Origin of the sequence: Psychrobacter sp. PL15 (assembly GCF_035984995.1) — a bacterium.
In the GTDB taxonomy this organism is placed as follows: Bacteria; Pseudomonadota; Gammaproteobacteria; order Pseudomonadales; family Moraxellaceae; genus Psychrobacter.
Genome location: NZ_JAXCIB010000001.1, coordinates 80,829 through 107,771, shown reverse-complemented (window position 1 = coordinate 107,771; position 26,943 = coordinate 80,829). Strand labels below are relative to the sequence as shown.

At 42.9% G+C, this 26,943-nt stretch carries 20 protein-coding genes and 3 tRNA genes; 13 read left to right on the top strand and 10 right to left on the bottom strand.

What is annotated here, in order from left to right; genetic code table 11:
* Window positions 1–537: 537 nt before the first annotated feature.
* The 5 genes from RCH20_RS00420 to RCH20_RS00400 all read left to right on the top strand — a co-directional run bounded on the left by RCH20_RS00420 (window position 538) and on the right by RCH20_RS00400 (window position 4,843).
* Window positions 538–1,740 (top strand): pyridoxal phosphate-dependent aminotransferase, encoded by a 1,203-nt coding sequence (locus RCH20_RS00420; protein WP_327192197.1) that lies wholly within the window; start codon window positions 538–540, stop codon window positions 1,738–1,740.
* A gap of 423 nt (window positions 1,741–2,163) precedes the next feature.
* Window positions 2,164–2,239, top strand: a tRNA-Asn gene (locus RCH20_RS00415).
* 581 nt (window positions 2,240–2,820) lie between these two features.
* Window positions 2,821–2,896: transfer RNA gene (locus RCH20_RS00410), tRNA-Asn, on the top strand.
* 256 nt (window positions 2,897–3,152) lie between these two features.
* The gene (locus RCH20_RS00405; RefSeq protein WP_209956693.1) at window positions 3,153–3,482 is read left to right on the top strand and encodes a CopG family transcriptional regulator; all 330 of its coding nucleotides are present in this window, start codon (window positions 3,153–3,155) and stop codon (window positions 3,480–3,482) included.
* A gap of 539 nt (window positions 3,483–4,021) precedes the next feature.
* Entirely contained in the window at window positions 4,022–4,843 is an 822-nt protein-coding gene (locus RCH20_RS00400; RefSeq protein WP_327192196.1) for a hypothetical protein, read from the top strand.
* 102 nt (window positions 4,844–4,945) lie between these two features.
* On the opposite strand, the gene RCH20_RS00395 is transcribed toward RCH20_RS00400, so the two are convergent.
* The 3 genes from RCH20_RS00395 to RCH20_RS00385 all read right to left on the bottom strand — a co-directional run bounded on the left by RCH20_RS00395 (window position 4,946) and on the right by RCH20_RS00385 (window position 8,380).
* Window positions 4,946–5,036 (bottom strand) — tRNA-Ser (locus RCH20_RS00395).
* Between the two features lie 61 nt (window positions 5,037–5,097).
* Window positions 5,098–6,306, bottom strand: a complete 1,209-nt coding sequence (locus RCH20_RS00390; RefSeq protein WP_209956692.1) for a type I glyceraldehyde-3-phosphate dehydrogenase — start codon at window positions 6,304–6,306, stop codon at window positions 5,098–5,100.
* 145 nt (window positions 6,307–6,451) lie between these two features.
* Window positions 6,452–8,380 (bottom strand): AAA family ATPase, encoded by a 1,929-nt coding sequence (locus RCH20_RS00385; protein ID WP_327192194.1) that lies wholly within the window; start codon window positions 8,378–8,380, stop codon window positions 6,452–6,454.
* A 433-nt stretch (window positions 8,381–8,813) separates the two neighbouring features.
* On the opposite strand from RCH20_RS00385, the gene exaC reads away from it, so the two are divergent.
* The 4 genes from exaC (at window position 8,814) to RCH20_RS00365 (ending at window position 12,915) form a co-directional block, all read left to right on the top strand.
* Window positions 8,814–10,340, top strand: coding sequence for an acetaldehyde dehydrogenase ExaC (gene exaC / locus RCH20_RS00380; RefSeq protein WP_327192193.1), 1,527 nt, complete (start codon window positions 8,814–8,816; stop codon window positions 10,338–10,340).
* A 105-nt stretch (window positions 10,341–10,445) separates the two neighbouring features.
* Complete coding sequence (gene adhP / locus RCH20_RS00375) at window positions 10,446–11,474, top strand: alcohol dehydrogenase AdhP (RefSeq protein WP_209956689.1); 1,029 nt, start codon at window positions 10,446–10,448, stop codon at window positions 11,472–11,474.
* Between the two features lie 220 nt (window positions 11,475–11,694).
* Window positions 11,695–12,045 carry a DUF779 domain-containing protein gene (locus RCH20_RS00370; protein WP_209956688.1) on the top strand — a complete coding sequence of 117 codons (351 nt, stop codon included), beginning with the start codon at window positions 11,695–11,697 and terminating at the stop codon, window positions 12,043–12,045.
* A gap of 264 nt (window positions 12,046–12,309) precedes the next feature.
* The gene (locus RCH20_RS00365) at window positions 12,310–12,915 is read left to right on the top strand and encodes a YceI family protein (protein ID WP_327192192.1); all 606 of its coding nucleotides are present in this window, start codon (window positions 12,310–12,312) and stop codon (window positions 12,913–12,915) included.
* A gap of 73 nt (window positions 12,916–12,988) precedes the next feature.
* Here RCH20_RS00365 and tkt read toward each other — a convergent pair whose 3' ends face one another.
* Together tkt and serS are read right to left on the bottom strand one after the other, a co-directional pair.
* The gene (gene tkt / locus RCH20_RS00360) at window positions 12,989–14,998 is read right to left on the bottom strand and encodes a transketolase (RefSeq protein WP_327192191.1); all 2,010 of its coding nucleotides are present in this window, start codon (window positions 14,996–14,998) and stop codon (window positions 12,989–12,991) included.
* Window positions 14,999–15,262: 264 nt separating this feature from the next.
* Window positions 15,263–16,549, bottom strand: a complete 1,287-nt coding sequence (gene serS / locus RCH20_RS00355; protein ID WP_327192190.1) for a serine--tRNA ligase — start codon at window positions 16,547–16,549, stop codon at window positions 15,263–15,265.
* A gap of 477 nt (window positions 16,550–17,026) precedes the next feature.
* Here serS and RCH20_RS00350 point away from each other — a divergent pair, with 477 nt between their 5' ends.
* A complete protein-coding gene (locus RCH20_RS00350; protein WP_327192189.1) occupies window positions 17,027–17,686 on the top strand; it encodes a YcxB family protein in 660 nt (219 codons plus the stop codon).
* A 235-nt stretch (window positions 17,687–17,921) separates the two neighbouring features.
* Entirely contained in the window at window positions 17,922–18,425 is a 504-nt protein-coding gene (locus tag RCH20_RS00345) for a Dps family protein (protein ID WP_209956683.1), read from the top strand.
* 138 nt (window positions 18,426–18,563) lie between these two features.
* On the opposite strand, the gene RCH20_RS00340 is transcribed toward RCH20_RS00345, so the two are convergent.
* The 3 genes from RCH20_RS00340 to RCH20_RS00330 form a co-directional block, all read right to left on the bottom strand.
* Window positions 18,564–19,304 carry a DUF2057 family protein gene (locus tag RCH20_RS00340; RefSeq protein WP_327192188.1) on the bottom strand — a complete coding sequence of 247 codons (741 nt, stop codon included), beginning with the start codon at window positions 19,302–19,304 and terminating at the stop codon, window positions 18,564–18,566.
* A gap of 99 nt (window positions 19,305–19,403) precedes the next feature.
* The gene (hda, locus tag RCH20_RS00335; RefSeq protein ID WP_209956681.1) at window positions 19,404–20,207 is read right to left on the bottom strand and encodes a DnaA regulatory inactivator Hda; all 804 of its coding nucleotides are present in this window, start codon (window positions 20,205–20,207) and stop codon (window positions 19,404–19,406) included.
* Window positions 20,208–20,620: 413 nt separating this feature from the next.
* Window positions 20,621–21,727, bottom strand: a complete 1,107-nt coding sequence (locus RCH20_RS00330; protein ID WP_209956680.1) for an AI-2E family transporter — start codon at window positions 21,725–21,727, stop codon at window positions 20,621–20,623.
* Window positions 21,728–22,062: 335 nt separating this feature from the next.
* Here RCH20_RS00330 and purM point away from each other — a divergent pair, with 335 nt between their 5' ends.
* Window positions 22,063–23,112: a phosphoribosylformylglycinamidine cyclo-ligase gene (gene purM, locus RCH20_RS00325; protein ID WP_327192187.1), complete on the top strand. Its 1,050-nt coding sequence runs from the start codon at window positions 22,063–22,065 to the stop codon at window positions 23,110–23,112.
* A complete protein-coding gene (gene purN / locus RCH20_RS00320; RefSeq protein WP_327192186.1) occupies window positions 23,112–23,819 on the top strand; it encodes a phosphoribosylglycinamide formyltransferase in 708 nt (235 codons plus the stop codon). The genes purM and purN overlap by 1 nt, the downstream gene beginning before the upstream one ends.
* A gap of 163 nt (window positions 23,820–23,982) precedes the next feature.
* Here purN and RCH20_RS00315 read toward each other — a convergent pair whose 3' ends face one another.
* Complete coding sequence (locus RCH20_RS00315; protein WP_327192185.1) at window positions 23,983–25,371, bottom strand: NAD-dependent succinate-semialdehyde dehydrogenase; 1,389 nt, start codon at window positions 25,369–25,371, stop codon at window positions 23,983–23,985.
* Between the two features lie 338 nt (window positions 25,372–25,709).
* The gene (locus RCH20_RS00310; protein ID WP_327192184.1) at window positions 25,710–26,702 is read right to left on the bottom strand and encodes a LysR family transcriptional regulator; all 993 of its coding nucleotides are present in this window, start codon (window positions 26,700–26,702) and stop codon (window positions 25,710–25,712) included.
* Window positions 26,703–26,943 lie beyond the last annotated feature (241 nt).

The following is a 26,943-nucleotide window of genomic DNA, read 5'->3' as shown; positions in this document are numbered from 1 at the left end:
TATTTACCGCATAAGTAGTTAATTCTTTATGTTCTTTTAGAACCTGTTTCTAACAGACACATTATTAACCCTCTTTTAATAATTTAGGTTTTCTATTTAGAGCATCTAACCAATTATAGTATAAGGTAAGACAACTGTTGTTGTAACTTCGCAAACCATTGCTTAATTGTAGATTTTTATTGAGTATTTTTCTCAGATTAATTTGGCAATTGGTGTAATCAACCCCTATATATTTAGGGCAGGACAATAAATATAGGTTGTTGCTTTTCTGTTGCTAGCCACCTAAGACAGCCTGATAGCAGCATGCTACAATACTAAAACGGAACCTGTTTATAGTGACCATTAAAAGAATATTAGGCAAACTCATAAGTAGAACTATAGATTTTTATTTAATCGTTTCATAATGATCGAATAACTGTTAACAAATTTGATGTAAAACGCTATGAAAATTATCAAAGCATTATGAAAATCATTAAAACGTTATATAATCGGTATTCAATTTTTCCAAGCCCCACTCACAGATAAAAAGGATCTCTCATGAGCGAACTGCAACTGTCTGACCGCGTCAATAATATTAAGCCGTCACCGACCCTTGCCATCACCAACAAAGCCAAAGAGCTTAAAGCGGCTGGCAAAGACATTATCGGTCTGGGTGCAGGTGAGCCTGACTTTGATACCCCAGAACATGTTAAGCAAGCAGCAATCAAAGCAATCAATGATGGCTTCACTAAGTATACTGCCGTTGATGGTACCCCAGAGCTCAAAAAAGCAATTATCGAAAAGTTCAAGCGTGATAATGACCTCAGCTATGAACTCAATGAAATCTTAGTGTCAGTTGGCGGCAAGCAGTCATTCTTTAATCTTGCCCAAGCTTTTATGAACCCCGGTGATGAAGTCATCATTCCAGCCCCATACTGGGTCAGCTACCCTGACATGGTTATCATCGCTGAAGGCGTGCCGGTCATCGTAAAATGCCCTGCTGAGCAGGACTTCAAAATCACCCCGGAGCAATTAGAAGCCGCCATTACTGACAAAACTAAAATGTTAGTGTTGAACAGCCCTTCTAACCCTACCGGTATGATTTATACTTTAGATGAACTAAAAGCACTGGCCGAAGTACTCAAAAAGCATCCACAAGTCTATGTTGTTTCAGATGATATGTACGAGCACATTCGCTGGACCGGTGATAAATTTTATAACATCTTGAACGCTGCCCCTGAATTAAAAGAGCGGGCGATCATCTTAAATGGGGTATCAAAAGCCTATGCGATGACCGGCTGGCGTATCGGCTATGCCGGTGGTCCAGCTAAATTGATTGGCGCGATGAAAAAAGTACAGTCGCAGTCAACCTCATGCCCAACGTCAATCAGCCAAGTGGCTGCCGAAGTGGCTATCAGTGGTGATCAAAGCGTCCTTGTGCCGATGGTAGAGGCCTTTGAGAAACGTTGTGACCTAGTAGTTGATGGCTTAAATGCTATTAAAGGTATCACCTGCTTACGTCCTGATGGTGCGTTCTATGTTTATCCTAATATCGTACCGTTGATTAAAGCTGCTGGCTTGTCTTCTTGTACCGAATTCTCAGAATGGTTGCTAGAGAAAGTTGGTGTTGCGGTCGTTCCTGGCGATGCATTCGGCCTCGGTGGTCATATGCGTATCTCATACGCGACTGATGAAGCAACGCTAAAAGATGCGCTAGCACGTATCGAAAAAGCAATCGCTGATTTAGACGTTGTCGAATAAGCGTTAAAAACCAGCTGTTTTAGGAACTGGTTTTAAAAAACAGTCGCAAAAACGAGCTTAGCAGAGAGTGTTTAAACTAAAAAAGACGTCCTATACTAGGCGTCTTTTTTGTCATAACTTTATAGACGCTTTATTTTTGTAGACACTTTATTCTTGTAGATGCTTTATTCTTGTAGATGCTTTATTCTTGTAGATGCTTTATTGGAATTTTAGAGATATTTTATCTTTGCTGTTATTAGCGCTGTCATTGATGAAACCTAACCTTAAAATGGCGTATTCACGCGAAAATAACGCTAATGGTTATTAAAAATAAAAAAAAGGCTTGACCTATTTTTTATCTTTGCTAGAATACGCACCTCTTAGCAAGAACTCGTTAGAGTCTGCGCTAAGCTAATTGTGAAAATGTTAACTTTCACAACTTATTCCTCAATAGCTCAGTTGGTAGAGCAACGGACTGTTAATCCGTGTGTCCCTGGTTCGAGCCCAGGTTGAGGAGCCAAATTTTAGTAATAGCTAGTAAATAACTTGAGTCACCTTTGATTCGATTATGGCATATGCCAAAACCCTCATCACTTTGATGGGGGTTTTTTTATAGCTGTCTCTTTATAGCTGTCTCTTTATAGCTGTTTAGAATCACTTGAGCCCTGCTATAAACCGCTGTGCAACTATAGTTAAAATACCTTAAAAACGCGACGGCACTGCTGGTATAAGCTTTTTGCAGCCTCTGTCTGCGTAGGCACAGCAAGCAAGAAAAACTTATGCCAGCCGTAGGCTATGTATCGATATTACTTTTCATTGACTATACTGGCGTCAGAGGACTGTTACTAAACATGATTAGAGATAATAATGTTGCACAGAAATTATTTATTTAGCGACTGAATGGATATTTTTACACGATACAAACTTCATATTAAGCTTAGTAATGGGCTTTTATCTGCTCTTAAAGAAGAATCTCATAAAGTTACTGATAAATGACATCTTAAGGTTGACAGCTAATCGCTACTTGGCTAGAATATGCACCACATAACGCGAACTGGCTCAGCATTTATGCTCAGTAAGTCCGTGGTTATCACCGTTTATTCCTCAATAGCTCAGTTGGTAGAGCAACGGACTGTTAATCCGTGTGTCCCTGGTTCGAGCCCAGGTTGAGGAGCCATATTGTAAGAAACCTTCATCACTATCCGATGAAGGTTTTTTTATGGATGCTGTTTTGGCGTGGCCATAGTGTTCTTTTGGGCCGTTTTGTTGTATGGTAGGTACTACTGCTCACGTTTGGTCAGTAGCGTCTATCTTCAGCATTGTCGGACGTTGTCAGCGCTTTTAACAAATAGCCTAACCGCTATTTATATAAGACCTACCTATAGTTTTCGTTCAAGTTCTTTATTCCTACTCACTACTAGTAATGGTTTATTATGATACCTGCACGCATAAAAAATAAATTTTCTGATCATCCGCAAAAAATCATGCGCCCGATTAGTATTCGTCTCTCTGAGGAGATGATTGAGCTGTTAGGGGCGACTTCATCAGAGCTTGGCTTTAAACGTATTCAAGGGCTGATTCGTTTGTATATTCGCCAGGGTCTTGATCGTGATCATCAAGATTATACCTTAGCACATGACGAGGTCTTCATTGAAACGCTACGTAAGCGTGGTGTCAGTCAGCATATTATTGATGAGGCTATTGTCGTCACTCATAACAATAATACTACCCACCCATTATCTGAGCTTCAAGATGATGATTAGCCTTCCCGCTCATATTCTCGTTGTTATTAACAATCGCATTACTGTGAAAAATCACTGATAAAAACAGCTGTTGATAAAAAATACGTCAAGGTTAAGCTTACTAAGTAATGCTTAACCTTGACGTATTTTATTTTCTGATACGCTTACCTGCCTCTTGTTTACTTTAAATCCTTGTTTTTTCAGTCAGCCATTATGGTTTCTTAGCCCTTATCTTGCAAAATTTAACACAATATTCAGCGATAGTTGAGCGCACTAACCCGTGAAACACAGTATATTAAGACTAATGGTCTACTTATAGATCATAGTATATTTTCGCTCGGACCAATTAATTGATCGCATTGCTAACACTGTTAAATGATATAAGAATACCTTGGTCCAATTGTAAAAATCTATAATGACGCACTGACCGTAAGCATATACTTAGCTGAGTGTTGACCTAGATAGACGCTCACAATAGCTAGACACTCGCAAAGACTCAGTACTTGTAATGGCTCAGTACTTGCGTAGTGACCTATACCTAGATGCTGATGAGGAGGCATATGATGGTAAATTTCTCAAGTAAGCAGTTAATAAATCGCTGTCACGCGGTAATACACTGCCTTGATATATTGCGCCCAGCGCTAGCCGGTAAGGGTATCCCTAAGCGTATGAGCAGCGTTATGCTGCTGTTGCTGTCTTTGGGTATGGCACCGGTCTTCAGTGGCTGCACTATGCCCCAATCTGATCCCAGTAAGCAAGTCATTCCTACTGACTCTGATCAATGGCAAAAAAAGCTAGGTGATAGCTTTGAGCAATTACCTGAGAACGATCGTCAGCTTCTCAGCCGCTATATGCTGCGTATGAAACTTAGTGATGCTTACAAATCAGGAGCCAATACACGTACGTCTATTAAGCAGGCTCTAGTACAGCAACGTGAGTATGAACGCCTCCACCCTAATAATCCAACGGGCAGAAAAAGCCCAATCGTCGCTAGTAGACAAATGGGAGCTGTTAATGCCCAAACTTATCCAGTTGCCCTACTGCCAGTCAAGACTAGCGATAGTGACAGCCTAAACCAAGTTAAACTACCGTTTATGCTTTCCAATCATGGCACTGTACCTATTAAGAGCTTTAAAGGCTCGCTACTAATGAAAGATGCTAGGCTAACTAAGGGGAAACGCTTTAACGTGCCGCTTACTCAGTTCGTACCGCCTATCTTGCCTGAGCAGTCGGGTAAAGTAGTTATTGAGAGTAGTATTGAAGACCTCAACGTCATGCGCGCCATTAAAAACACGCAAGACGTAACCATAGAGATTAGTGAGGGCACACTGATGCTTGCCGATGGACAAAAAATTGAGTTTACCGATATCCTAGAAAAATGATGGTGGATATTAATCTTTGGTATTTACTAATCATAAGGTTAAAGCATAAAAATGAACCATAAAAAAAGCCCCAATCAGCTAATGATTGGGGCTTTTTGAATTTGGAGGAGACGGAGAGATTCGAACTCTCGAAGGGCTACGAACCCTTGTCGGTTTTCAAGACCGGTGCATTCAACCACTCTGCCACGTCTCCATTTGTGCATCATTATAACGATCTGAAATGAGAATGCAAGGGCTAATGTAAAAAACCCAAACTATTTTGCCACTAACCGCTGTTTGCTGGCCTGTTGTTTACTAGAAGCGAGATGCAAGCACATATCGAGCAGCCGGTTGGCATAACCCCACTCGTTATCATACCAGGCAAAGACCTTATATTGATTGCCGATTTGCATCAGCTGCTGACCATCAATAATCAGCGACTCAGGCTGGTGAATAAAGTCGCTTGAAACCAATGGCTCATCAGTATAGGCCATAATGTTGGTCAAATTATCGTCGCTAGCAGATTTGAGCGCCTTACGCAGCGCTTCTACACTGACATCCGGCGTACTAAATACAAAGGTCACATCAATCGCCGCGACGTTAATCGTCGGTACTCGGATCGAGTGGCCGTTTATCTTCCCTACCATTTTCGGTAACACGCGCTCGGTCGCCGCAATACTACTAGAGGTAGTAGGAATAATATTGTATCCCGATGCACGCGCCCGTCTCGGATCTCGATGTGCTTGATCAAGCACAGTTTGGTCAGCAGTAACCGCATGAATCTCGGTCATCATCGCCGACTCCACTCCAAAGGCTTTATCAAGGGTAGCGATTAGTGGCACTAGTGCTTGAGTCGTACAAGATACGCTGGAAATAATTGGTAGATCATTGGTTAGTTCGTCACTATTAACCCCCATAACGATACAGGCATCGACATCATCAAAGGGTGCTGCACCAATGATAACTTGGCGTGCACCCGCTTCAATGTGTAGATATGATTGCGCATAGGAGCGAAAATGGCCAGTGCATTCTAGTACCACGTCTACCTGCAAATCTTTCCATGGCAATGTTGCTGGATCAGATCTTGATAATAGACGGATGCAGTAAGTAAGATTGTTTTTGGTCAAGCACAGCTGAATGTCATTCTTTGCTGTCGCACAGGGTTTTTGCTGACGATCGGTGATGCCTTCTTGTACTATATCAGCAGTAACGCCCAATCGGCTCAAGCGTCCATGCGTGCTATCGAACCTGAGTAGATGCAATAAGGTCTCAGCCGGCGCTAAATCATTAATAGCAACCACATGAATGGCACGACCAAGCACCTCAAAGCGCTCCAGTAGCGCGCGTAGTACGTTACGCCCTATACGACCAAAACCATTAATAGCAATTCTGAGCGGCTGGGTATGCTCGCTGGTCGCATGAAGCGCCGCTGCTATCGCGGGGTCAGACGTCAGACGATAAGTGGCACTAGAAAAATCAGGCATAAAGAGTTATCGCTATAGATATAGGAGCAGGGAGATTTAGGCGTTGTAAGGACCACAACAAAATGATGTCAGAATACTAGTACGCAGGCTTAGGAACGCGAGCTTCTAGGATAGTAAGCACTTATAGTGTAAAAAAACCAGTATCTTACGGTGTGATAAAAATTAGGGCCAAACGGATAATGTTATAATCGATGCTCTGCTTGAGGTGCTCAAAAACGGGGCGCAATTTCACATTGCCATCGTCATGAAAATCATTAGGATTGTTGGCCACTTTAATAGCCACATAGGCATTACCGACCGCCGTCATCACCTCATCTTCAGGGCGCAGATGATCACAAGCAAGGCTTGAATCTTGGCGTTTAAGATCACTAATATGGCGCATAATCGTCGATTGTGCAAGCCCACGTGTCTGTGCAATTTCAGCTATGCTGAAACTTTCTTCCAATAGTAGCCGTGTTGCGAGTAAAGTACTCTCTGATTTGTCGGCAACTTGATTGCCTAATTTTTGCTTTTTATCTTGCTGTGCTTGCTGCTGTTCCCGGCGCTTCTTTTGCAGATTAGCGTAAGCATCAATCACTGCTTGGTTGAGAGTACCACCCGTTTTTAGAATGAACTTCTCATGCGCTTGTTGCATGCTTTTTTCGTCAAGCATCGCATAGTTGGCATCCGCTTCATCAGAAAGCACTAAAAACCGTTTATCTGCCCCGCGCGCTAGAGGGTCTAGCTGTAAGCTCATATCATTCATGCCAAGCAGCTGTAAGCCTGCCAGAGACTTTAGCCGCGATAATGCTACATATCCCTGCCCAAGCTCAAAGGTACGGGATAAATCGATTTCAGCGGCATCTAGGGTCATCCCTTGCGATTTATGAATAGTAATCGCCCACGCTAGACATAGGGGTACTTGTAAATAGCTGGCCAGCACTTCACCACTTTCATCCTCAATCATCCACTCTTCAGGCTCAGCGACCACTTCACGTCCTGTATTAAGCCGGACCACTGGCATTTTTTGCGGTGCAGGTTTCTTGGTTTTAGCTTTAACTTTTTCTTTTGTTTTAGTGCCCGCCTTAACATTAGTGCTATCGTTAGCGCTTAGTTCCTCGCTACCTTCATTAATTAAAGCATCGTTTTTATCTTTGCTACTATCATCAACTTTTACGGCTGCAAAACCAATCAACTCGCCCATCGTGCCATTAGAGACCCCAAGCTCAGTGTTGTTTTTGATAAACATCACTTTCGCACCGACTTTCAAAATAAGCTCGTCTTGGGTACGCACAGTTTTCTTTAGGGTATCTACTAGTTTATCGTCGCCAGTCGAGGTCGCGTCGAAACGCATCATCTCGCCAGATAAGTCTGCCAGCTCTTTATCATTGATTTTATTAACGTTGAGATTATGGGTGTATAGACGAGTACGTTTGATGTCGACATCTTGATCGTAGGTAGCTTCTAGAGCCGTAATTGCCTCAAAGGTCACATGCTGACGGCGAATTTGGTTCAAAATATCGTCCAAATCGATACCACCATTTGCCGCTTCACTGACCTGCCGATGCTGCTCACTCAAATAGCAAACATGAAACTTAGCATCCAACCACGCCTCAGACATAAAGGCAAACTTTTCTCTATTACTCTCGCCCTTACTACCAATGGGTGGCAACTGAAAAAAGTCCCCTGCGACCACCACCTGAATCCCGCCAAATGCGGTGTCATTTTTACGTACATGCTTGAGCACTTGACTGACTAAATTCAGCTGCTTGGCATGCAGCATGGATATCTCATCAATGATAAGTACTGCAGTGTCTTTCAGTCTATCCGCTAAAAACTGTTTGCGAGATAAATTGGTCAAATCGCGTTCGCTCAGTTCATCCTTAATGCCAATCCCTGACCAACTATGAATCGTAGTGCCATTCATGTGGGTAGCAGCAATGCCAGTACTGGCAGTCACTGCGACTGGCACTCGGCGGGCACGCAAATAATTGATGTACTGGTTAAGGGTATAGGTCTTACCTGAACCTGCCGAGCCCGTCAAAAAGACGTTTTGACCTGTTTTTAAGATATCGAGAGCAGAAGATTGACGCATAGATCCAAACCAACCAATAATATGAGAAAAGAAGAGAGCTGCTATTGAAAACATTCAATGGGTAGCGGCCTAAACATGGTAAAAAGTAGAACTGTCTGACTGTCTATTGAACAAGTAGACTGTTAAGCCCACAATTATAGCAGCTGTGCGAACTTTGCGAACCTCTTTAAGCACCTAACAACTAATAACTTAAAGTTATTATTAAACTAAATTATTATTATTAAAAGTAACTATAAGTCAGAGCGAAAGATTAGTAGGATAGAGTGGTAACACAAGTCAGGCAGATCAGGAAGATCAGAAAACCAAGCAGTCAAATATATGTAATTTCGACACCAGCGAACCGAGCGCGAGCGATACACAGTTATGGCAAGCTCGACTAAGACCGTTGCGAAACTATAAGTATTTGGCTATATATACAACCAAGGAGTCTTTAATGTTATACGCCAATCCCAATACCGAAAGCAGCCCCGTACAATTCCGCAAAAAATACGACAACTTTATCAATGGTGAATGGACCGCACCGATTGATGGCGAGTATTTTGACAATACCAGTCCCATCAATGGTCAAACTATTTGTCAAGTTGCCCGCTCTAAAGCCGCCGACATTGAAAAAGCCTTAGACGCCGCCCATGCTGCCAAGGATGCTTGGGGTAAAACCAGTGTCACTGAACGCTCAAATTTGTTACTCAAGCTCGCCGATAGCATCGAAGCCAACCTTGAACATATCGCTATCGCCGAATGCTATGAAAATGGTAAACCCGTCCGCGAAACCCTGGCTGCTGATATTCCATTAGCGATCGATCATCTCCGTTATTTTGCCGGTGTCATTCGCGCCCAAGAAGGGGGCATCAGCCAAATTGATGACGATACCGTTGCTTATCATTTCCATGAGCCCCTTGGCGTGGTGGGTCAAATTATTCCATGGAACTTCCCAATTTTAATGGCCATATGGAAGATTGCTCCGGCACTTGCTGCGGGTAACTGTGTCATTCTCAAACCTGCCGAACAAACACCTGCCTCTATTATGTATTTACTTGACGTCATTGGTATCGCTGATATTTTACCCAAAGGCGTACTCAACGTGGTTAATGGTTTCGGTGTCGAAGCCGGTAAACCTCTCGCCTCAAGCCCGCGTATCAATAAGGTGTCCTTCACTGGGGAGACCACAACGGGTCGCCTGATTATGCAATATGCTAGTGAAAACATCATTCCAGTTACCTTGGAGCTGGGTGGCAAAAGTCCCAACGTATTCTTCGCCGATATTATGGATGAGGACGATGACTTCCTAGATAAAGCAGTTGAAGGTCTCGTACTGTTTGCCTTTAACCAAGGTGAGGTTTGTACTTCTCCCTCACGTGCTCTAGTACACGAAAGTATCTATGATGAATTTATCAAGCGCTGCGTTGCACGGGTAGAGGCCATTAAACTGGGCAATCCGCTAGATACGGACACGATGGTAGGCGCTCAAGCGAGCTCTGATCAGCTAGAAAAAATCCTCTCTTATCTCGATATTGGTAAGAAAGAAGGGGCTAAAGTTCTGGTGGGCGGCGAACGCGCTCATCACGATGGCGATATGGCAGACGGTTATTATGTGCAGCCGACTATCTTTGAAGGCACTAACGACATGCGGGTGTTCCAAGAAGAGATCTTTGGTCCTGTGCTGGCTGTGACGACCTTTAAAGATGATGAAGAAGCCATGAGCATCGCCAACGACACCCTATATGGGCTTGGTGCTGGCGTATGGACGCGTAACGGTAATCGTGCTTATCGCTTCGGTCGTGGTATCAAAGCGGGTCGCGTCTGGACCAACTGCTATCACCATTACCCTGCTCATGCAGCCTTTGGTGGTTACAAGCAATCAGGTATGGGCCGTGAGAATCATTTGATGATGCTCGCTCACTATCAACAAACTAAAAATATGCTGGTTTCTTATAGTAATAAAGCGATGGGGTTTTTCTAAATCATTCACTCACAACATTTTATATATCGAATCATAATCGTAAAACCATAGCATAAATATTTTTTGACCCTTTAAATCAAATGAATATAACTAGGAAACATTATCATGAGTAATAAAATGAAAGCGGCTGTCTTACATGAGTTTGGACAACCTTTACAGATTGAACAAGTTGACATACCAACGCCAGGTGCTGGCGAGATTGTCGTCAAGATGCAAGCGTCTGGCGTTTGCCACACAGACTTGCACGCCATTGAAGGAGACTGGCCGGTAAAGCCTAGCCCGCCATTTATCCCTGGTCACGAAGGCGTCGGCCTGATAACCGCAGTTGGCGACGGCGTCACCCATGTCAAAGAAGGCGACCGTGTTGGGGTTGCTTGGCTGTACTCTGCCTGTGGTCACTGTACCCATTGTTTAGGCGGTTGGGAGACTTTATGCGAGAGTCAACAAAACTCTGGCTATTCAGTTAATGGCAGTTTTGCAGAATACGTGCTAGCCAATGCCAACTATGTCGGTATTATCCCTGATAGTGTTGACTCTATTGAGATTGCACCGGTTCTATGTGCAGGTGTCACTGTATATAAAGGTCTTAAAATGACCGACACTAAGCCAGGCGATTGGGTCGTTATTTCAGGTATCGGCGGATTGGGTCATATGGGCGTACAGTACGCGATTGCCATGGGTCTTAACGTGGCTGCTGTCGATATTGATGATGACAAGCTTGAATTTGCCAAAAAGCTAGGCGCCACTGTCACTGTTAATGCTAAAAATACCGATCCTGGTGAGTATCTAAAAAAAGAGATTGGTGGTGCTCATGGCGTGCTAGTGACCGCTGTGTCCTCTAAAGCGTTTGATCAAGCACTAAGCATGGTAAGACGTGGTGGTACTGTGGTCTTTAATGGTCTACCAACAGGTGATTTCCCAGTATCGATTTTTGATACCGTTCTGAACGGTATCACCATTCGTGGCTCAATCGTCGGTACACGTCTTGACTTGCAAGAGTCATTAAATATGGCAGCAGCAGGAAAAGTAAAAGCGACCGTCGCTGCTGAACCGTTAGAGAATATCAATGATATCTTTGAGCGTATGCGTGCTGGAAAAATCGAAGGGCGTATTGTCATCGATTACACTATGTAGCTGTATCATAGCTCGATGTGGCTATGGGGTTTAATATAGTTGCATCGTTTAATATAGTTACATTGTTTAATAGTTAATACGCTTGGTCATAAATAATGGGTTGTATTATCTCCAGTCACATACTACTAGTCATGTGACCAGATGTGATACGACCTTTTATGTTTTTACACGGAGCGCTTATCTCTAATAAAATGGACGTTTTAATGATAAGGAGTACGACATGAAACTCGAAGCTACAGAATCTTGTAAAGAGCTTATCGAATTATTGAAATCTAAACATGGCGAGCTGATGTTTCATTTATCAGGCGGCTGCTGTGATGGCAGCTCTCCGATGTGTTATCCATTAGGTGAGTTTAAGGTGGGTGGTCAAGATGTGCTGATCGGTGAACTTGCTGGCTGTCCATTTTATATGGGTAAGCCGCAATATAACTTATGGCAACATACAGACTTAACCATCGATGTAGTCAACGGTCGCGGTGCTAGCTTTTCGCTAGAAATACCAGAAGGCAAACGCTTTATGGTGCGTTCAGAAGTGTGTGCGGTTGAAAGTGATACTGAATCTGCTAAATAATTAAACTATTATATAGCAACTTGTTATTAGCTGATATTCACCACTCCACGACACTTTGGAAACTGTGCAGCCAGTAGCAAATGCTTTATCAATTATTAACTAGCTATTTCCCAATTTTGGTAATGCTAATTATTTTCACAACATATAACTTTAATAATACACGACAATCAAATAGGTGTAGTACGCTATCGACTCGTTACTCGCTGTAAAAAGCTGGCCAAATTTTCATATAATTTCGTGAAGATCGCCCTTTGGATTATAAGAATGAATGCACCTATCACCTTTTTACTTAAAATAACCCTGACTGCCTGTTTATTAATATCAGTACCGGTAATGGGTTTAGCCTCCACCAACACCCCGCAAAAGTGGAAGATGGATGTACCAAAAACCAACGTAGACTTTAAAGTGGCCTATTTAGGAAATGGCACTATTGACGGTCAGTTTAATAAAGTTAACGGTTCAATCAATTATGATATGAAGAATCCAACGGCTACTACGATAAATTTTACCGTGCATACCCATAGTGTCGATGCAGGTGGCAATCTACGGAATGCTTTGTTGCGCCGAAAAGAGCTACTTAACATTGCGCAATATCCTACTATGACCTTTGTATCAAAAAAAGTTAATATGATTAATGCTAAAGAAGCGAACGTAACGGGTGACTTTACCGTTTTGGGTCAAACCAAACCTTTAACCGTTAGGGTGACGCTAGCAAATATGAAAAATGATCCCGTGACTCAAAAACCTATTTTAAAGTTTCGGGCAACGGGCATGATTGATAGGTTTACTTATGGGGTAACGGCTTTTCCAAGCATCGTCGGCAATATGATACCCCTTGATATAACAGGTAGCCTCGTGGCTGCTAACTAAGAGTGACAAGCATAAAAAAAGAGCTACTAGAATATTCTAGCAGCTCTTTTTTAATTCAAACTATTAGAACCTCTTAAACCAAACTATTCACCGCATCAACTACCGCTTCAGTGGTAATACCAAACTCTTTATACAAGTCTGTCGCAGGTGCCGACTCGCCATAAGTGGTCATACCTATTACCTTGCCGTCAAGACCTACGAACTTGTACCAGTAGTCCACATGTGCCGCTTCTACTGCGACACGTGCGCGGATATTGGCCGGCAATACCGCTTCACGATAGCTGGCGTCTTGCTCGCTGAATATTTCAGCACATGGCATAGAGATTACACGAACGCTAACGCCATTTTCACTTAAGGTCTTATACGCTTGCATGGCAAGACCGACTTCTGAGCCAGTAGCAATAATGATAGCTTGTAATCCTTTATCACCAGCCCCCTGCTCTTTTGCTAATACATAACCACCTTTGGTGATGTTTGCCACCTGTTCGCTATCACGCTGCTGATGCGGCAAGCTCTGACGACTAAAGATCAATGCTGATGGATTATTTTCTGATTTGATGGCTTCAACCCAAGCGCTAGCAGATTCTGTCGCATCACACGGACGCCATGTGCGTAGATTAGGCGTGGTACGTAGGCTAGTCAATTGCTCAACTGGCTGATGCGTAGGACCATCTTCACCAAGACCAATCGAGTCATGAGTGTAGACATGGATAATACGCTGCTTCATCAATGCGCCCATACGGACGGCGTTACGTGCGTATTCCATAAACATCAGGAAGGTTGCTACGTAAGGGATAAAGCCACCATGTAGCGCGATACCATTAGCAATTGCGGTCATACCAAATTCGCGCACACCATAATAGATATAGTTGCCTGCGGCATCATCTTGAATACCTATGGCGTCTTTAAATAGCGTTAAGTTCGAGCCAGCTAAATCCGCTGAACCACCCATGAGCTCTGGCAATAATGGCTGTAAGGTATTAATCGCGTTTTGACTGGCTTTACGACTGGCAACATCACCGCCTTGCTCTTGAGTTTGCTGAATGTAGTCTTGCGCTTGCTTATCAAAGTCAGCTGGTAGATCACCATCTAGACGGCGTAATAGCTCAGCTGCTAACTCTGGATAAGCTTTTTTATAAGCTGCAAAATCCGCATCCCAGTTCTTCTGCAGTACATCGCCTTTTGGCTTGCCGTCCCACGCTTGATAGATTTCGTCGTCTAACTCAAAGGGCGCATGCGTCCATGATAATGCATCACGGGTTAAAGCGATTTCGTCATCACCCAATGGCGCACCATGGCTAGACGCTAAGCCTTGTTTATTCGGGCTACCCGCGCCAATAGTGGTTTTACAAATAATGAGGCTAGGTTTGATGCTCTCTTTGATCGCTGCTGCTGTCGCTGCGGTAATGGCATCGGTATCATGACCATCAATTTTTATAACGTGCCAGCCGTAAGCTTCAAAACGTGCTTGCGTGTCATCAGTGAACCAGCCGTCAACATTACCATCGATAGAGATGCCATTGTCGTCGTAGAAAAGTACCAATTTACCAAGACTTAAGGTGCCAGCAAGTGAGCAAACTTCGTGACTGATGCCTTCCATCAAACAACCATCACCTAAGAAGGCATAAGTATGATGATCAACGATATTATGACCATCACGATTGAACTGTGCGGCTAGCGTTTTTTCTGCGATAGCAAAACCAACAGCGTTGGCAATACCTTGGCCTAATGGACCGGTAGTGGTTTCGATACCTGGGGTATAACCCAGCTCAGGATGGCCCGGAGTCTTTGAATGCAGTTGACGGAAGCCTTTTAGGTCATCAACACTAACGTCATAACCTGATAAATGTAGCAATGAATAAATAAGCATCGAACCATGGCCGTTCGATAACACAAAGCGGTCGCGGTTATACCAGTTAGGATCGGCAGGATTATGCTTTAAAAATTTGCGCCACAAAACTTCAGCAATATCGGCCATGCCCATCGGCGCGCCAGGGTGACCAGAATTGGCTTTTTGAACCGCATCAAACGACAGTACGCGGATGGCATTGGCTAATTTACGTTCGCTAATTGGAGCAGGCATAGAGTGTCCTAATATTCGAATGAGAGGTATTGAAGATAAGAGGAGAGTTTACTCAAGGGTAAGCAAATAAGGACGCTAAATGCGCCCTTAAATAATAGGCTGTAAAATTAAAGCGCAATCTTAACATATTTGGCACCAGCCACACCAAAAATTGGCATGATAAGACCATGTATATTTAACAATAACTCATATCAGTTTTATTAAATGAGTATCAATAATAAGTGTGAAATTATCAGGCTATAGTGCCTAATTTTCGGCTACTCATTAAACAGAAATAGTTTCTGCACCGCCCATAAATGGACGCAACACTTCTGGAATGGTGATACTACCATCCGCGTTTTGATAGTTTTCCATGACCGCGAGCAAGGTGCGTCCGACTGCCAATCCCGAACCATTTAAGGTATGAGCCAGACTGGTTTGCTTACCATCTTTAACACGAGTGCCCATACGCCGTGCTTGAAAATCGCCACAGTTTGAGCAGCTAGAGATTTCGCGGTAAGTGTCTTGGCTGGGCAACCATACTTCAATATCGTAAGTTTTTTGCGCACTAAAGCCCATATCACCGCCACATAGCTGCACAACACGATAAGGTAGATTGAGCTGTTGTAAGATATCTTCTGCTTGGCCAGTCATTGCCTCAAGCAATGCATCAGATTGCTCAGCAGTAGCGATATTAACCATTTCAACTTTTTCAAACTGATGCTGGCGAATCAGACCACGGGTATCGCGACCATGCGAGCCCGCTTCGCTACGAAAACAGGGCGTATGGGCGGTGAATTTTAAAGGTAACTCACTGATGTCCAAGCGCTCGCCGCGTACCAGATTAGTCATCGGCACTTCAGCAGTAGGGATCAGATAAAAATCCATTCCCTCATTATGCGTGTGATTGGTTAGCTTAAACAAGTCATCTTCAAACTTGGGCAGCTGCCCAGTACCTTTTAAGCTGTCTGAACTGACAATGTAGGGCACATAGGTCTCGGTATAACCATACTTCATAGTGTGAGTATTGAGCATAAATTGAATCAGTGCCCGATGCATTTGCGCCAGCTGGCCGGTTAGCACGTTAAAACGACTACCCGTAATCTTGGTGGCCGCTTCAAAGTCCAGCATACCCAAAGTCTCACCAATATGGGTATGGTCTTGAATCTCAAAATCAAACGCGCGAGGCGTGCCCCATTGGCGCATTTCCACATTATCGTCTTCTGAGGTACCAATTGGTGTATCTGCTGCGGGGATATTTGGTATTTGTAATGCCGCTTGAGTGATACGTTCTTGTAAGCGGCGCAACGCGTCTTCAGCCGCCTTAATGTCACCACTCACACTCTGCATCTCGACTAACAAGTCGCTAGCATCTTCACCTGACTTTTTGAGCGCGCCCACTTGCTTGGCCCCTGCGTTACGACGCGACTGCAACTCTTCAGTCTGCATTTGTAACGATTTACGTTCGTTTTCGATGGTTTGCCAAAAGTCCATATCCAACTCATAGCCACGGGTGGCCAATTGCTGTTTTAAATCGTGTAAGTCGCCGCGTAAGAGTTTGGGATCGATCATAATATCTGCCTGTAGCGCTGAGAGTTAATAAAAAGTTGATAAAGAAAAACAATAGAGTCATTAAATAATGAAGAAAGAATTAATCTTATATGCTTGTTAAGCTATTATATCTAATGTGCGGGTCATAATGGCGCATGCTAGCTGCTATGATACCAAGACCCAGCAAATTTAACTACATTTTCACGCGTTTAAGTCATCGCTTGCCAGGTACTTTGCTGCTTTAATGTCAGCGTAATTTTATGCTAACCTTACTATGTTTGACGTTACTCATCCGATGTAATCTATAGCATATAGACCGATTAGTACTGTCGCCTGTAAATCTAACAGTGAGTTGATCTGCTTATATGTTTCTTTTAGAGACACTTTTCGGTAAGATAAGCGCATAGCTTCAATCCACTTCCAGCCAAGTACGGCGTAATCGATCACGCCTAGCGCTTTTAAACCAACGCCTTTAATATAAGTATTTGAGAAACCTTTATGGCCCTGTACCCCTACACCCTACAACCTGTCGCCTTAAACCTGACCGAGGCTGAATTTTATCAAGCGCAATATGAGCTATTTGCTAGTGCCAGCCCTTCTTTTGGTCTAAAGAGTCTCAAGACTAAAGAATGGATCATTATGGCAGTGGTTGTGATACTAGCGCTTGCAGGACTAGTCTTTGTGACCGGTTACTCAACGATTATTTTTTGGCTAATGCTAGTCGCTGTGGCGATTTATCTACTGGTTCGCACTCTAGGCTTTAAATGGTATGTCAAAAGAGAGTTTGAAAAGCAAGTTGCTGAACAAGAAATGCCCGATGAAATGCGCCAAATGAAGCTAGGTATACAGAAGCATGGATTGGTTATGGTGATGCCAACCATTCAACCCGATTTAGCAAAAAACTCACAAGCGCGCGGCATGCAGATGCGTGCTGGTAGCACTCAGCAAGCTATTGTTCCGTGGACCGCAATCAAAAGCTGGGATGAAACTGACGACTTTATCTTTATGATGTTCGAAATGAAAGGCCAGCAAGGTAGCCAAATCGTACCCAAACGTCTACAAGCCCAAAAGTTCCCTATTGCGACCGTACGCCAGCATTTAGAAGCGGTGGTACCAGTACGAGGCTTACAAACCGAACAATTACAGCCACCCGCATAATTATGATGAGAGCGCCTAAAAGATATATTGGTTTTACAAAACATAACTGCGTTTTTGATTTAATTAACTTAACTTATCGCTGATAGCTTGCTATGATAGTAAACATCAGAGGTAAGGCCACTCACCCACTACTTTTATATTCACCCTTTTTATATTCACCCTTTTTATATTCAAACCTTTTATAATTAGATTCTTATAACCAAAAATTTTATACTTACACCATAAGGATAACACTATGAGTAACTCTACTAACAATACCACTAATAATGATAGCACCAATCAAATCGGTTTAGAAAAAGCTGAAGTAAGTCAAGTTATTGCCAAATTGAATGGCTTATTGTCTAGCTACCATGTGTTTTATATCAACGTGCGTGGGTATCATTGGAACGTCAAAGGCGAACACTTCTTCTCGCTACATCCTAAATTTGAAGAGCTGTATACCGCATTGCAAATGCAAATTGATGAGATTGCTGAGCGTATCTTGACTCTAGGTGGCACGCCATTCCATGCTTACAGCGATTTTGCCCAACATGCTGGCATTCAAGAAGACAAGAATGTGAAAGATGGCAATACTTGCGTCAAAGGCGTGGTAACTGGTCTACAAGAGCTTATTGAAGAGCAACGTCAAGTATCTGCCCTAGCAGCAGAAGCTGAAGACCAAGGATCAGCGGATCTGGTTGATGCTTATGTACAAGAGCAAGAGAAACTGGTTTGGATGTATAACGCCTTTTTAGGCTAATAGCTGTATAACCATCATTATTTATTAATAGACTCTCAAGTAAAGAAAAGCACCTCATTTAGGTGCTTTTTTATTACTTAAATATCGCTAAGATTAAAACAGTTCAACTTAGAACGACAACAACTTAGTTGCTGCTGTTTATTTTTGAGCCCATTGGCGCATCTTTTCACGCTCAGCTGGGGTAGCATTGAGCCATAACTGCATGAATTGGTCTAGGGTGTTGGTAGATGTACTAACACTGGTCGTTTGCTTGACAGTAGCCACTGCCCCCGTATTAATGGCACTTTGATTAAAGCCACCTTGATTGACGTCGCCTTGAGTGGTCGTGGTGGCAGGCTGACCTAATGCAGCAATGGCACGCTGATTTTGTAGTTCAGCATTACCGTTGCCACCGAACACCCCGCCCAAGGCTTTACCCAGTCCAGAGAATAGTCCGCCGTCATTACCACCAATACTTTGTTGCTGTGCAATAATGGTATTATTCTGTTGTACCGCTAGTGTTGGTAGTTTGGCATACTCCTTAGCAGCCTCATATCTTTCTGGCTGATTGGGCATGGTCAAACGGTAAGTTTGGTTATCGGTCAAATCTGCCGCGACACTGATATTCCCTGAACGCAAATAATCATGCTCATCACGGGGCAAATTATATAAACGATCATATTTAGCGGTGATCACGTGCTGACCAGGCTGCAAAGTGAATTCTTTAGTCGCTGACTGAAAAATACTTTGCTTGAGTTCTTGTCCATTGATGGCGGTGACTTTGATATTATCATCAACCAACAAGGTAACTGCGGCGTGGGACAGCATAGATACTGAGCCAGCACCAAGTAACAATGCACTGATGGACAGTTTTTTTAGCGAAGAAGCAGTATATTTCATGAGTTATCCTATCAATGATAAAATTTTTCGAATAGAAAAAGTAAATATTATTTAGTTTAAAATGTTTTTAGTTTAGAGCGTTTTATAGTGTATAAAGTTCTAAAAATCTAATGGTATCGTATGTTGTTCTTGGCTGGCTGTGTCATTATCTACCTGGGTCTCTTGTGCAATATCAGCAAGTTCGGCAGCTAAAGTCTGCTCGTCAATCGTACGTAGCGCATCACTGATAACTGCTTTGGAAATATTACTACGCCCAAGGTTAGAGAACATCGGCTGAATATAGTTCAAAACTTCCATCATCGCACCGATACGATGCGGGCCTTCATGCAGCAAGTGATGAATAATACGCTCATCAAACTGCCAACCTCGGCGACGCAAAATAGATTGCAATAATGCTTGGCGATCGGCCAAATCACGACCGTTGGGTACTTTAAAAGTAGGTGCTTGCGCCAACCTAGTGAGTAAATCTGTCAAGTGAAAAGGCAGTTCACTGGCCGGCTTGTTGGCCGCGAATAATAACTGACGTTGCCCTTCACGACTACGGTTAATTAGGTGAAATAAAGCTTCCTGCCATTCGCTGCTATGCTCAAGCACCTCTAAATCGTCAATAGCAATGACATCAAAGTTCTCAAGCGAAGACAGTACATTGACATCCGTATGTACCAACTCATCAAGCGATAAACAAATCGCTGACTTGTCCATTTCGATAAATGATTCACAAATAGCGGATAACAAATGAGACTTACCAGTCGCTGGGCTACCAAAAAGGTACAGCTGACCGATCAGGCCGACATGTAATTGCCGCACTGCATCAATAATCGACATCCAACCTGGACCTGCAAAGTCGCTGAGACTCGCATCATGTTTGATGTCTAGATTGAGACTTAGCTGCGCTTCTGCCATGAATCATCAACTCGGTTCGGGTATAGTAATATTTGCATGTGGTAATAACAGTAGTGTCATGAATATGAAGCCAAACACTAGCTTGTATCTTTTTAAAGCGTCTTCGAAAATGCCTGACATAAAGTTATAATATTTTTCTATGGGTAGAATTGTTCTGTAGTTCTGGCACGCAGTGCTTGCTACCTACAACGTATCACTGCATTACTCATTCAAAACTGACCCAATAATGGCTAGTATCACAAACTCCGCGTCTATATATACCATATTTGCAAAATGACTGACAAGTCTTTTACGCCTCAACGCTTATTAGTCGCTATTTTACCGATAAGTTTTAAAATGATTAGCAACTAGGGTAATTAGCATTAAAATGCTGATTTAAGCTAAAAAATACCCTACCTACTGTTATAAATGAGTTATTTTTTTTCAAATAAATTTAGCTGCTTGTGGCCCTTGTAAGAATCAGTGGTCTGATAATGAGCGTATAGATGACGGAATAGTACATTGAGGACCGCAGATACGGGTAGCGCAATCAGCATCCCGACAAAGCCTAATAAACTGGCGCCTGCCAATACTGAAAAGATCACCCATAGGGGTGACAGACCAATCTTATCACCTAATAGTAATGGCTGCAGCACATAGCCTTCAGCCGCTTGCCCGATTAAAAATGCGCCGACAATTAAAGACAAATAAAACCAGTCCAAACCAAACTGAAATAAACTAGCGATAACAGCAGCAATAAATCCAAGACCAAAACCCAAATACGGTACAAAGCTGGCGATACCGGCCCCCATGCCAATAATCAATCCAAGCTCCAGTCCAATGAGCTGTAGCTGAACAGCATAAATGATGCCCAGTAGCACCATAACCAGTAGCTGCCCTTTCACAAACCCCATCAATGCGCGATCACATTCTTGCGCGATATCAATGACTTTTTTGCTGTAAGCCGCAGGAATCGCCATCTTCCAGCTATTCAAACGTTTGTCCCAGTTGAATAAAAAGTAAAAGGTCAAGATCGGTACCAACACAATCAATCCGGCGCTATTGATAAAACTCATACTAGAGGCAATAACTTGACTCATTAAAGTGCTGGCATCTTCAAATCTATAGTGGCTCTGCATATACTCTAATAGAGTCTCAGAAAAGCCTTTAGTCTCTAGTGGGGGCAAACGAATGGGGCTGTTATTATCAAACCACTCACGCAGTACTTGATTGTACCAAGTCAATATCTTTGGCAAATACTCCCAAGCCGCTTGCAACTGATGCCACAGAGTCGGCACCAGCCACCATAACAGCAACGCCACACTCAAGGTGATGGTAGAATAAACAATAATAATAGCTATCCAACGCTTGACGTATTTCGACAAGCGTTTTACCAGGGGATTAAACAGATAGGCCAGCACAAAAGCAAATACAAACGGTACAATGACCGGCATCATCAAGTATAGCAAGACCAGCCCCACCACAATGGCAACGACGATAAATAAGCGCCGAAAAAAGGGATCTATTGATTGATTAATCATTAATGGCAATCCTACAGTTAAACTGATGTTAATGACTTAGAGATGTCGAGGGCCTTTCTATTGCTACGGCATCACTCTCGCGTTATATTGAGTATACAAATTCCAATTGCTTTATTATCGCAGAGTAAACAAAAAAAGCAGTCTCTTTTTGTTTCTTAACTTTTTATTTGGCTCATATGTTCAATGTTAGCGGAATATTGGTAAGTTGCTTTGCGAGTGTAGGCTGTTTTTGGGTATAATGCGCGCATTAAAGTCAAAATCCAAATGACTGACCTCCATTACCGATCATAACTACTGATTCTAATCCCAATCACCTATCCAATTGTGAGATGACCATGAGCGACAAGCCTTCTTTAAGCTACAAAGATGCCGGCGTTGATATTGATGCTGGCGATGCGCTGGTTCAGCGTATTAAGTCAGTGGCAAAAGCCACTACTCGTCCTGAAGTTGTGGGCGGGCTTGGCGGCTTTGGCGCGCTGTGCCGCATTCCGACTGGTTACACATCACCCTTATTAGTTTCTGGAACTGACGGTGTAGGTACCAAACTTAGGTTGGCATTACAACTTAACCGTCATGACACTATCGGGATTGATTTGGTAGCAATGTGCGTCAATGATCTGTTGGTTTGCGGCGCTGAGCCTTTGTTCTTTTTAGATTATTATGCGACTGGTAAACTTGATATTGATACTGCTGCTACCGTAGTCACTGGTATTGGCGAGGGCTGCAAGCTTTCTAACTGTGCGCTTATCGGCGGTGAGACGGCTGAGATGCCAGGAATGTACCATGATGACGATTACGATTTAGCCGGATTTTGTGTGGGTGTGGTTGAAGAAGCAGAAGTTATCACGGGTGAAAATGTCGCAGAAGGTGATGTATTGATTGCCTTAGCTTCCAGTGGCGCGCATTCAAACGGTTATTCACTCGTGCGTAAAGTCATTGAAGTCAGCGGTATTGATGTGACTAATAGCACTGAGCAACTAGATGGTCAGTCTATCCAAGACGCACTAATGGCCCCTACTCGTATTTATGTTAAAGCGATTAAAGCCTTACAAGATAGCCTTGGTAATAAGAATCTTCATGCTATGTCACATATTACCGGTGGCGGCTTAACAGATAATTTACCCCGTGTCCTACCTGATAATTTAGCAGCCAGCATCGACACCAACAGCTGGCAGTTTTCAGAGCTATTCACTTGGCTCCAAACGCAAGGTAATATTAGCCAAAGCGAAATGTATCGCACCTTTAACTGCGGTGTGGGCTTCGTGATTGTGGTTCCTAAAGACCAAGCTGAAACCGCTATTAAAACCTTAAATGACGCCGGTGAACACGCTTGGCAAATCGGTGAAATGATCAGCCGTGCAGCGGATGCAGTGGTGTACCGTTAATGTCTGTTGATGACTTAAAGCAACCAAGCCAGCAGCAGCGGACAGGCCCGTTACGCATTGCAGTATTAGTGTCCGGCAATGGTAGTAATTTACAAGTATTAATAGATGCGATACAAGCGGGTGCGCTACCGATTGAGGTTGTCGGTGTCATCAGCAATCGTGATGATGCTTATGCTATCACGCGCGCCCAACAAGCCCATATTCCTGTTGCCGTGTTGTCACATACTGACAGTGGCAAACGCATGGGGATTAAAACCTTTGAGACCCATGCTAGCGCGCAACTTGTGGCATGGCAACCTGACTTAATTATACTTGCCGGCTTTATGCGCGTGTTGAGTGCAGCATTTATTGATAACAGCACAGCGACGATGATCAATCTACATCCGGCCCTGCTACCTGCTTATAAGGGGCTTAATACCCATCAGCGTGTCATACAGGCCGGCGAACGTTATCATGGCTGTAGTATCCATGTAGTCACCGCTGAGCTTGATGCTGGGCAAGTACTAACCCAAGCCTTGCTGAATGTTAATCCCAAAGATACGGCTGACCGCTTACAGACACAGGTGCAAGCGATGGAACATCAGCTATTGCCGTGGACTGTCTTATTATTAGCGAAAGGTATTCTACCTCTTAATACCAATAAAATATCAGCCGAGGCGAAATCTTATTTGCCAACTTTACCTTTAAGACTTTTTTTAGAGAGTTAAATTTTTAGTCAGATAATTGAAACTTATTGTTCAAGCTAAATACAATCGCTATAAGCTACAGCCATAAAAAACCCCCACTGTTCGACAGTGGGGGTTTTTTATGGCTTATAAGTTATATTTTATAAATAAGGGTAGCTTAGCAAGCTATAAATAAATATCAAGGCTAAGCAGATTTTTTACCCACTACATGTACCGCTTTAATGTTAACAAACTCTTTTATACCGAAACCACCATGTTCACGGCCATAACCCGAATTCTTCACTCCGCCAAATGGCAATCCTGGGTTCACTAGGTCATAACCATTGATATAAACCATACCGGTATCGAAGTACTGTTGGGCTAGGCTAATCGCTTTGTCTTCATCTTTAGAAAAGATAGCACCGCCTAAGCCATAACGGCTATCGTTAGCGATACGTAACGCATCGTCTTGGTCTTTGGCACGGATTAACGAGGCCACTGGGCCAAACAATTCATCTTTGTAAGCAGGCTGATCCGGCATAATGTTTTCTAAAATAGTGGGGGGATAAAAAGCCCCGGGCATATCGGGCACCTCACCGCCTAGAGTAATGGTTGCGCCTTTACTGACACTCTCTTGAACTTGCTGGTGCAAGTTATCGCGTTGCTTGGCACTCGATAGCGGCCCGATATCAGTTGAATCGTCCATTGGGTCGCCGACCTTATAGCTATTGAATTTCTCAATAACCAACTTACGGAACTCATCATAGACACTATCCACCACCACAAAACGTTTGGCAGCAATACAGGTTTCACCATTATTATATAAGCGAGCATGCGCGCAAGTTGCGGCAGCTAAATCTAAGTCTGCATCATCTAACACAATGAAGGCATCGTTAGAACCAAGCTCCATAACTGTTTTCTTCAAAACTTTGGCCGCCTGCTGGGCAACTACTCTACCCGCTACATCACTGCCTGTCAGCGTAACGCCCCTTACTTTATCGTGTTCAATCACTTTTTCAGACTGATCATGGCTGATGAGAAGGGTACGGAATAAAGCATCTGGTAAATCAGACTCATGGAGTATTTTTTCAATCAACAAGCCAGAGCCAGTCACGTTTGAAGCGTGCTTTAAGAGAATACTGTTACCGGCCATTAAGTTGGCAATGGTATAACGGAACACTTGATAGGCTGGAAAGTTCCAGGGTTGGATACCATAAATGATACCGATAGGCTCATAGCTGATAAGCCCTTTTTTTAGGCCTTCAGTTTCTCGTTCATCTTCAGCTAATGCCGCTGCCCCTTGCTCAGCGGTAAAAACACAAATCGCTTTACATAGATCAACCTCTCCTAAGCTGGCCTCATAAGTTTTGCCGCGCTCTTCGGTCATTAGTTTGGCGAGCTCTTCTTTGTGCTTCAGCAAGGTGTCACCGATAGAGGTGATAACTTTTGCACGCTGTTCGTGGCTAACCTGACGCCATTCTAAAAAGGCCTGATGAGAAGCGTCGATGATCTTATTGACTTCATCGCTGCTCATATAATCGTAATCTTTAATATCTTTACCCGTAGTTGGGTTTACAGTCGTAATATCTGTCATGGTTATTGTCCTTTTTGGTATTGCGTGTTTGGTTTTATTAAAATTTATATTTGTCTAGTAATTTTTTTAGTTATGCGTTTTGTTGGTATTTTAGTTTTTAGTTTTTAGTTTTTAGTTTTTAGTTTTTAGTTTTTTTCACTACAACTATCATAACAAGATATTTGATTTGAAATTTTACAAGATATTATGAAATGTGTTGAAGATGTTAAGAATGTGACTGCCTTTAAGAGCAATGTATTTAATCGCCACAATTCACAGATAATAAAAAACCAGCACAATGGCTGGTCAAATATTAAGTGGCAATTTAATTTTAAGCTTTTACAACATGCTATCTAATGTCAGAACAAATGATTAATTACTGGAATCTCTTCTTGTGTTTGATGCTCTTCGTCAGCAACCACTTGCCGTGCGACGTGCATGATTAATTGACGCAACCAACGATGTGCGGGATGGTGCTGTAATAACGGTGACCACGCCATCGTTAGCTCAAACTCAGGAATAAAAAATGGTGGCTCAACCATCATAATACTGTCATTGTTTGCTTGCATCCGTGCCACACGGGTAGGCAGGGTTGCAATCAAGTCTTTATTTGCCGCTAGCATAGCTGGCATTTGGTAATGACGGGTAAACACACTAATTTTTCGTTTTTGTCCCAAACGCTGCAATGCTTGATCGATAGACCCTAGACCGCCAGACTTGTCTGGATTGACCCCAAAGCCCACACCCATACCCGTTTTTGACACCCAAACGTGCGGTGCTTTAAGGTAGTTTTTAAGATTAAAGCGATGAGCATAAGGACTATCAGAAGATAACAAGCAACTAAAAGTATCACGCCAAACCAATACTTGATGGAAACTTTGCGGTATTTCATTAAAGCGATTAATGGCCAAATCTACCCGGCCCTGCTCCATATCACGGTAAGAAACATCCGATGGCGTTAAGAAATCTAAGATAACGTTCGGCGCTTCTGAACGTAATGCTTTGACCAATTTCGGTACCAGCGTTGCTTCAGCATAATCTGAAGTCATGATACGAAACACTCGCGAAGTACTATAGGGTCGAAACTCCGTTCTTGGCTCGAGTACTTGGGTAAGATCAGCAAGTATTTCACGGATACGGGGTTGGAGCTCGAGTGCGCGCTCGGTCGGGGTCATACCTTCAGATGAACGCACTAGCAATGGATCATTAAATAGTTTACGTAGACGACGCAAAATATTGCTCATCGCCGGTTGGGTGATTCCCAACTGTTCAGCGGCACGTGTCACATTTTTTTCTCTTAGCAATACATCTAAATGTACCAATAAATTCAAATCAACCCGCTGCAAATTCATATATTTTTCTCTTTGCTATAGAATAAATGCTACTTAAATTTTGGCAATTTTGCGCACTATTATAGTTTTTACATCGTATTAAACAGTATGATACCACTGTTTTTTTAACTGGATTTCACCTGAATTAGGATAAAATGTACCAGCGTCAATGTAAAACGACTGTCTCAAGCCTTTGTTTTTATTATACTATAACCAAATAAAATACCCAAGATAATAATCATAAACTAGATAAATCTTGGCA